Here is a 7,624-nt window from a genome sequence, read left to right as displayed (position 1 = left end):
GCCGCTGGCCGCGGTCCAGATGGGCCTGATCTACGTCAACCCCGAGGGCCCGAACGGCAACCCCGACCCGGTGGCGTCAGGTCGCGACATCCGCGAGACGTTCCGCCGGATGGCGATGAACGACGAGGAGACCGTTGCGCTCACCGCCGGCGGCCACACGTTCGGCAAGGGTCACGGCGCCGGTGATCCCGACCTGGTCGGCGCCGAGCCCGAGGGCGCACCGATCGAGCAGCAGGGCTTCGGCTGGAAGAACGCCCACGGCAGTGGCGTCGCCGGCGACGCAACGACCAGCGGCATCGAGGGCGCGTGGACGCCGACACCGACCCAGTGGGACAACTCCTACTTCGAGACGCTGTTCGGCTACGAGTGGGAGCTGACCCACAGCCCGGCCGGCGCCCAGCAGTGGAAGCCGACCGATCCGACTGCGGCCGACCTCGTGCCCGACGCCTTCGACCCGGACAAGCGGCACTACCCGATGATGACGACCGCCGACATGGCGATGCGGATGGACCCGATCTACGAGCCGATCTCGCGCCGGTTCCTCGAGAACCCCGACGAGCTGGCCGACGCGTTCGCCCGCGCGTGGTTCAAGCTGACGCACCGCGACATGGGTCCGAAGTCGCGCTACCTCGGTCCCGAGGTGCCCGACGAGAACCTGATCTGGCAGGACCCGGTGCCTTCCGGCACCCAGCTCAGCGACGACCAGGTCGCTGCGCTCAAGGGTGCCATCATGGAGTCGGGCCTCACCGTCTCCGAGCTGGTTGCCACCGCCTGGGCGTCTGCATCGACGTTCCGCGGCAGCGACAAGCGCGGCGGCGCCAACGGCGCCCGCATCCGGCTCGCCCCGCAGAACGACTGGGAGGCCAACGACCCCGATCAGCTGCGCCGGGTGCTGAGCACGCTCGAGGGCATCCAGTCGGCGTCCGATTCCGGGGTGTCGATGGCCGACCTCATCGTGCTCGGTGGCTGCGCCGCCGTCGAAGCCGCCGCCAAGGCCGCCGGACACGACATCGTCGTCCCGTTCACCTCGGGGCGCGGCGACGCCAGCGAGGACCAGACCGACGTCGAGTCGTTCGCCGTGCTCGAGCCGAAGGCCGACGGCTTCCGCAACCACCTCGGCAAGGGTCATGTCCGGGCGGCCGAGCACCAGCTCGTCGATCGGGCACAGCTGCTCACGCTCAGCGCTCCGGAGATGACGGTCCTGGTCGGCGGCCTGCGCGTGCTCGGCGCGAACTCGGGCGGCTCGCAGCACGGCGTGCTCACCGACCGGGTCGGCGTGCTGTCGAACGACTTCTTCGTCAACCTGCTCGACATCGGCACCGTCTGGTCGTCGACGTCGGACGCGCAGGACGAGTTCGAAGGCCGCGACCGGGCGACGGGCGAGCTGAAGTGGACGGGGACGCGCAACGACCTGGTGTTCGGCTCGAACTCGCAGCTGCGTGCGATCGCCGACGTCTACGGCTCGTCCGACTCGGGCGAGAAGTTCGTGCGTGACTTCGTGGCCGCCTGGGACAAGGTCATGAACCTCGACCGCTTCGACGTCGCCTGATCCGAGGCAGCGGGTCCCCCGACCCAACCGAGATCGAAGGCCCGGGACCGCGCCGGTTCCGGGCCTTCGCATCGGCGCGATACGTTCGGTCCATCGCATCGTTCCACGAGTTCGCCCCACGCTCCCGATCTCTCCCACGGAGGCGGTGATGCCCGACCTGAGCGGCACCACGACCCACCAGAACCTGAGCCAGGCGTTCGCCCGCGAGAGCCAGGCCAATCGCCGCTACCTGTGGTTCGCCCAGCAGGCCGACATCGAGGGCCACCCCGACATCGCGGCGCTGTTCCGCTCGGTCGCCGAGGGCGACACCGGCCACGCCTACGGACACCTCGAGTGGCTCGCCGAGGTCGGTGACCCGGTGACCGGCATGCCGCTCGGCGACACCGCCGACAACCTCGCAGCGTCGATCGCCGGCGAGATCCACGAGTCCACCGAGATGTACCCGGGCTTCGCCGCGATCGCCCGCGACGAGGGGTTCGAGGAGATCGCCGAGTGGTTCGAGTCGCTGGCTCGCGCCGAGCAGAACCACGCGAGCCGGCTCACGCAGGGGCTGGAGTCGCTCTGAGCCTCGCCGGACGTCTCCGGGTCGCATGACGACGACGTACGACCAGACCGACCCCAGCTACCTCGACGAGGCCTCGGTGCGGGCCGAGCTGACCAGGGTCTTCGACATCTGCCAGGGCTGCCGTCGCTGTACCGAGCGCTGCGGCTCGTTCCCGACGCTGTTCGAGATGATCGACCGACGCGACGATCGCGACGCCGGGATGCTGACCCCCGAGCAGCAGGACCGGGTGCTCGACGAGTGCTTCCACTGCAAGCTCTGCGCGGTGGGCTGCCCGTACGCGCCGGCGCGGCACGAGTCGAGCGTCGACATGCCGCGGCTGATGCTGCGCGCCGAGGCGATGCGCCGCGCCAACGGTCAGCGGTCGGTCAGGCGGCGCACCGCCGGCGAGTTGCTGGGCCGCGTCGACCTGCTCGGCAAGGCCGCCACCATGGCGCGGATCGGTCCCGTCGTTCGCGGGTTGGTGGCGATGGTGGGCGGCGCCTCGTCGGTGCGGATGTTGCCGCCGTTCGCCAAGCAGCGGTTCTCGACGTGGTTCGGGGACCGCGCCGCCGGAGCCGCGGGCGTTCCGCAACGCTCGGTCACGATCTTCCCGACCTGCCTCGTCGAGTACCACGCCACCGACATCGGTCAGGACCTCGTGCGGGTCTACGAGCACAACGGCATCGACTGCGCCGTGAGCGCCGCCGGTTGCTGCGGCTGGCCGTCGCTGCACACCGGCGACGTGGGCCGCTTCGCCGAGGTCGCCCGACGGAACGTCGCGACCCTCGCCGCAGAGGTGCGCCTCGGCCGTGACGTCGTCGTGCCGCAGCCGACGTGCGGGTACGTGCTCGAGCACCACTACCTCGATGCCGTCGGCGACGAGGCGCGTGCAGATGCCGAGCTCGTCGCCCGGCACACGTACGACGCTGCCGAGTACCTGATGCAGCTGCACGTCGCCGACGACGGCGGCCTCGACACCGGGTTCGGCGGCGCCGTCCCCGAGCACGTCACGTACCACGTGCCGTGCCACCTCGAAGCCCAGGAGGTGGGAGTACCGGGCCGCGATCTGATGCAGCTGACGGGTGCGGCGGTCACGGAGGTCCGAGAGTGCTCGGGCTGCACAGGCGGCTGGGGTCCGTCGGCGGCGCCCGGCGCGACACGTGTTCGGATCGCCGAACGGCTCGGTGAACGGATCACCGAGGCCACCGGCACAGCCGTTGCCGGCGATGAGATCTTCGGCGATGCGATCGCCGGCGATTGCCATCTCGCGAACCAGGCCATCGCCCGGCACGCCGGATCCGACCCGGTGCACCCCGTGCAGCTCGTCGCACGTGCGTACGGCCTGCCAGACGGCGGCTGGGATCCGCCGTGCGACCGTGCTGCGAGCCCGCCGCGCGGTCCGGTCATCTGGCGTTCACAACTACCCTCTGGCGCACGAACGGATTGCGTTCTAGTGTCCGCACGCAGGACGAACGTGCACGGGGGAACAACGTGTCGATACACGAACTCGAGTGGAGGATGCTCGGGGCCTGTCGCGGCCTCGACGCCGGCATCTTCTACCCGGACAGCGAGGAAGAGGCCGAGGTCGCCAAGCAGGTCTGCGAGCAATGTGGCGTGCGCCAGACCTGCCTCGACTACGCGTTGTCCAGCCGCGAGAAGGTAGGGGTCTGGGGAGGCGCCACCGAGCGCGAGCGCCGTCGCATGCTGCGCCAGCGCCGCCGCAGCGCCTGACGAGCTGCACCGCATACCGACTTCTCGACGCCCGGGTCGACACGGGCTCGTGCCGGGACCGCCGGACGGCACCCGCTCGGGTTAGCCTCGCCCGCTATGTCATCGATCGACGACCACGGCGGGTGGCCCGCGCTGTTGACGCGCCTGCTCGCCGACGAGGATCTCACCGCCGACGAAGCGCACGGAGCGATGTCGACGATCCTGTCGGGCGATGCCACGCCGGCCCAGCTGATCGGGTTCGTCGTCGCGCTCCGCGCCAAGGGCGAGACCGCCGAGGAGCTGTCCGGCCTGCTCGACGCCGTGCTCGCCCACGCGGCGATCGTGCCGCTCACCGACGCGCAGCGGGCGTCCGCCGTCGACATCGTCGGCACCGGCGGTGACCACTCGCACTCGATCAACGTGTCGACGATGGCCGCCATCGTCACCGCTGCCGCCGGGGTGCCCGTGTGCAAGCACGGCGCTCGCGGCGCCTCCTCGAAGTGCGGCACCGCCGACGTGCTCGAACAGCTCGGTGTGGCGATCGAACTCACCCCCGAGGGCGTGAAGCACTGCGTCGAGCAGGCGGGTATCGGGTTCTGCTTCGCACCTGCGTTCCATCCGGCCTTCCGGTTCGCGGCCCCCGCGCGGCGAGAGATCGGCATCCCGACGGTGTTCAACCTGCTGGGCCCGATGGCCAACCCGGCCCGCGTGCGGCGCCAGGTGATCGGCGTCGCGAATCCGGGCGTTGCCGACCGCATGGCCGAGACGCTCGTGCGACACGGCTCGACGCGAGCGTGGATCGTCCACGGCAACGGCCTCGACGAGCTGAGCACCACCGGCCCGTCGTCGGTGCTCGAGGTCGATCACGGCGAGATCCACCGGTTCGACGTCGATCCCGAGTCGCTCGGCCTCCACGCGGCAGGCCTCGACGAGCTCACGGGAGGCGACGCCGAGCAGAACGCCGCCGCCGTCAGGGCCGTGCTCGCCGGCGAGCACGGCGCTCACCGCGACATCGTCGTGCTCAACGCCGGTGCCGGCCTCGTCGTCGGTGGCCTCGTCGACTCGCTGGCCGACGGCCTCGACCGTGCGGCCGCCACGATCGACAGCGGGGCGGCCGCATCGACGCTCGATCGCTTCGTGTCCGTGTCGCAGGAAGCCGCCGGCTGACGCCCCATGTCGGGGTGGGCAATCCGGGTGCCGGCGTCGTCGGCCAACCTCGGCGCCGGCTTCGACGTGCTCGGGCTGGCACTGACGTTGTACGCCGAGGTCGGCTGCGGCGAACCGCCCGCGGGCGCTCGGGCCGCCGACGAGCACCACCCGGCGACCGTGGCATTCCGGCGGTGCGGCGGTGAGGGAGCGCTGTGGATCCGATCGTCGATCCCGGTCGGTCGTGGCCTGGGCTTCAGCGGGACCGTCCGCGTCGGCGGTGCGGCGGCAGCAGTCGTCCAGCGCGCCGGCCGGGCGGCCTTGGACGAGCCCGAGCACCGGTCCGAGGTGCTCGCCGTGGCGAGCGAGCTCGAGTCGCATGCCGACAACGTCGCCCCGTCGCTCCACGGCGGCCTGGTCGTCGCTGCCGCCGGCCGGGCGACGAGCGTGCCGCTCGCGTTCGACCCGGCCGTGGTCGTCTGGGTGCCGGCAGCGGCCACGACGTCGACCGACAGGTCACGAGCGCAGCTGTCCGACTCGGTCGATCGAGCCGATGCCGTGTTCAACCTCGGCCGGGTCGCGATGTTCGTCGCCGCATGCTCCTCGGGTGACAGCGCAGCGCTGCGGGCAGCGACCGAGGACCGGATGCACCAAGCCGTCAGGCTCGCCGACGTGCCGGACTCGGCCGCGGCGCTCGAGGCAGGCCTCGACGCCGGAGCCTGGGCGGCCTGGCTCTCGGGGAGCGGCCCCACCGTCGCGATGTTCGCGGAGTCGAAGCACGCCGACCGCATCGCCGAGGCGTTGCCCGCCAACGGCCACAGCAAGGTGTTGCGCATCGATCACGAAGGGGCGGTCGTGGCCGACGGCGTCGACGCGAGCGACGGCAGTGCGGTCACCGGGGTCGATTCGGCGGCGACCGACGGCACGACGACCGCCTGAAGGGCGTGTGCCGGCCGGTCGAGGCGGGGCATGTCGTCGCTCGCGCCGACCGGGAAGAGCCACTGCCCCGAGCACTCGCGGACCTCGAGCGAGCCGGCGTGCTTGTCGAAGTAGCGGGCGAGGCACAGCGCTTCGTCGATCTGGCGTCGATCGACGGGCCGTCCGGGCTCGGCGGGCGCCGGCGGGTCGACGGGCAGTGCCCGCCCGACTTCGCCGGAGACCGTGGTGTCGATCAACCGACCGTTGTCGACCGTCCACGTGGTCTCGCCGCGGCGAACGGTGGCGTGGCCCGCGCCACGTAGGGCCTGGACGAGCTGATCGCGCCGGATGGCGCCGAGCAGGGCCGACAGCCGGTCGCGGACCAGTGCGGCCTCCTCGAACCGCTGCGCCGCGGCGAGGTCGGCCATCTTGCCCGTCAACCGATCGGCGACGACCGTCGCGTCGCCCGTCATCGCCCGACGCGTGATCAAGACCGCCGTGTCGTACGTCGAACGGTCGGCCCGGCCGGCGCAGGGGCACTGGCTGACACCGAGCTGGGCCGCGCTGCACGGCGTCGCATCGGCGGGCGGGACGTACGACGCACCGAGACGGGTCGAGCATCGGCGCAACGGCGCGACCGACTGGAGCGCCTCGACGACGAGGTGGGCCGTCGAGCGCGAGGGCAGTGGACCGAGGTGGACTCCTCGTGCGGAGGGCTCTCTGACCACGGCCAGCCGCGGCCACGGCATGTCGACGTCGAGCCGCACGTAGCAGTACTTGTCGGCGCGAGTGCCGGCACGGTTGTAGCGGGGGAGCATGCGGGCGATCAGGCGCGACTCGACGACCTCGGCCGAGAGCGGATCGGGGAGCTCGAGGTGCTGCACCTGCTGCATCTCGCGCAACATCGGACCGATGCGGCGCCGGTCGTCGCGGCCGAAGTAGCTGCGGACGCGCTGGCGGAGGTTGGTCGCCTTCCCGACGTACAGCACCTCGTCCCGATGGCCGCAGAAGAGGTACACACCGGGCGTGCGCGGGAGGGCGGCGGTCATCGTCAGCTTCGGTGATTGCGGATGGCCGGCGAGCTTGGCCAGCGTCACCAGGTCGTCGAGCCCGAGCACCCCGAGGCCCGACGCACGTTCGATCAGCAGGTGCAACAGGTCGGTCGTGGCCAGCGCATCGTCGAGGGCGCGATGGGTGGGTGAGTGGTCGAGCCGCAGCCGCGACGCCAACGTGCCGAGACGGCAGTTCGGCACCTCGTCGCGCAGCAGCCGCCGCGACAGCGCGGCGGTGTCGACGACCGTCGGGCGGTAGTCCGCACGATCGTCGCGGGCGAGTGCCGCCCGCAGGAAGCCGAGGTCGAACGAGGCGTTGTGGGCGACGAACACCGCATCGCCCAGGAAGTCGACGAGCGAGCCGAGCACGCTCTCGATCCGCGGTGCGGTCTGGACGACGGCGTCGGTGAGCCCGGTCAGCACCGTGATCTGCGGCGGGATCGCGCGCCCCGGGTTGACCAGCGTGTGGAACGTGCCCAGGCACTCGCCGCCGCGGACCTTGACGACGCCGATCTCGGTGATCATGTCGTCGGTGCGGTTGCCGCCGGTGGTCTCGAGGTCGAGCACGCAGAACGTGGCGTCGCGCAGCGGCGTGCCGAGCTCGAGACCACCGGCGGCAACCGCACCGACGACATGATCACCGAGATCGGCGTCGTCAAGGTCCGCGGCGGCGAGTGCCTGGGCACGTTCCACACGCTGGTCAAC

The 7,624-nt window shown here is 71.6% G+C and carries 6 protein-coding genes and 1 pseudogene; 6 read left to right on the top strand and 1 reads right to left on the bottom strand.

Going from position 1 to position 7,624, the window contains the following annotated elements; all coding sequences use genetic code 11:
- From katG to QNJ12_RS22520, 6 genes and pseudogenes are all read left to right on the top strand, one after another.
- Positions 1-1,549, top strand: a 1,549-nt coding sequence (katG, locus tag QNJ12_RS22545) for a catalase/peroxidase HPI (protein ID WP_300626174.1), incomplete at its 5' end; no start/stop codon positions are given.
- 148 nt (positions 1,550-1,697) lie between these two features.
- Positions 1,698-2,114, top strand: a complete 417-nt coding sequence (locus tag QNJ12_RS22540; protein WP_300626172.1) for a rubrerythrin family protein — start codon at positions 1,698-1,700, stop codon at positions 2,112-2,114.
- Between the two features lie 25 nt (positions 2,115-2,139).
- Positions 2,140-2,931, top strand: a pseudogene (locus tag QNJ12_RS23825) (heterodisulfide reductase-related iron-sulfur binding cluster); the annotation flags it as partial.
- Between the two features lie 680 nt (positions 2,932-3,611).
- On the top strand, positions 3,612-3,824 hold the full coding sequence (locus QNJ12_RS22530) for a WhiB family transcriptional regulator (RefSeq protein WP_300626170.1): 213 nt from the start codon (positions 3,612-3,614) through the stop codon (positions 3,822-3,824).
- A gap of 96 nt (positions 3,825-3,920) precedes the next feature.
- On the top strand, positions 3,921-4,970 hold the full coding sequence (gene trpD, locus QNJ12_RS22525) for an anthranilate phosphoribosyltransferase (RefSeq protein ID WP_300626169.1): 1,050 nt from the start codon (positions 3,921-3,923) through the stop codon (positions 4,968-4,970).
- Between the two features lie 6 nt (positions 4,971-4,976).
- Positions 4,977-5,888, top strand: coding sequence for a homoserine kinase (locus QNJ12_RS22520; protein ID WP_300626167.1), 912 nt, complete (start codon positions 4,977-4,979; stop codon positions 5,886-5,888).
- Here the strand turns inward: QNJ12_RS22520 and QNJ12_RS22515 are convergent.
- Complete coding sequence (locus tag QNJ12_RS22515) at positions 5,789-7,507, bottom strand: DEDD exonuclease domain-containing protein (protein ID WP_367281842.1); 1,719 nt, start codon at positions 7,505-7,507, stop codon at positions 5,789-5,791. The genes QNJ12_RS22520 and QNJ12_RS22515 overlap by 100 nt on opposite strands.
- Positions 7,508-7,624 lie beyond the last annotated feature (117 nt).

The sequence above is a fragment of the Ilumatobacter sp. genome (assembly GCF_030065885.1).
Taxonomy (GTDB): Bacteria; Actinomycetota; Acidimicrobiia; order Acidimicrobiales; family Ilumatobacteraceae; genus Ilumatobacter.
This window is presented reverse-complemented; position numbering and strand designations above follow the sequence as displayed.

What these genes read in the sequence shown, in the direction of transcription:
- trpD (WP_300626169.1), top strand. Translation starts at nt 3,921, where the DNA reads ATGTCATCGATCGACGACCACGGCGGGTGGCCCGCGCTGTTGACGCGC.
- QNJ12_RS22520 (WP_300626167.1), top strand. Translation starts at nt 4,977, where the DNA reads ATGTCGGGGTGGGCAATCCGGGTGCCGGCGTCGTCGGCCAACCTCGGC.
- QNJ12_RS22530 (WP_300626170.1), top strand. Translation starts at nt 3,612, where the DNA reads ATGCTCGGGGCCTGTCGCGGCCTCGACGCCGGCATCTTCTACCCGGAC.
- QNJ12_RS22540 (WP_300626172.1), top strand. Translation starts at nt 1,698, where the DNA reads ATGCCCGACCTGAGCGGCACCACGACCCACCAGAACCTGAGCCAGGCG.